1 protein-coding gene is annotated in these 321 nt (G+C 62.9%); it reads right to left on the bottom strand.

Translation table 11 applies throughout. The annotated features are described in order from the left end of the window. A partial coding sequence (locus FOJ82_RS16005) for a DDE-type integrase/transposase/recombinase (RefSeq protein WP_143939489.1) occupies positions 1-321 on the bottom strand: 321 nt, incomplete at both ends.

Genomic DNA, 321 nt, shown 5'->3' with positions numbered 1-321 from the left:
CTTGGGCTTCCTCACCCGGCCCGGCAGCACCGCAGCCGAGTAGTGCGCAGCCATCTCCCGATACGAGTCGTTCAACACGACCTCACCCTCACGGGGATGCTTCAACACCCCAGTCTTCAAATTGTCCGGCACAATCCTGGGCACCGACCCACCGAACGCAGCGAACATCGCCACGTGTGCCCGCAGCCACGTGTCCTGCTTCATGTCCACCGCGGGATAGACGAACGCGAACCTGCTGAACGGCAAACACGCCACGAACAAGTAGACCTTCGACACCTCCCCGGTGGCCGGGTTCGTCAGTTCCATCGTCGGGCCGGACCA

This window comes from Tessaracoccus rhinocerotis (assembly GCF_007197885.1).
GTDB lineage: Bacteria > Actinomycetota > Actinomycetes > Propionibacteriales > Propionibacteriaceae > Arachnia > Arachnia rhinocerotis.
Note: the sequence above shows the minus strand (reverse complement) of the source record. Positions and strands in the feature narration are given on the sequence as shown.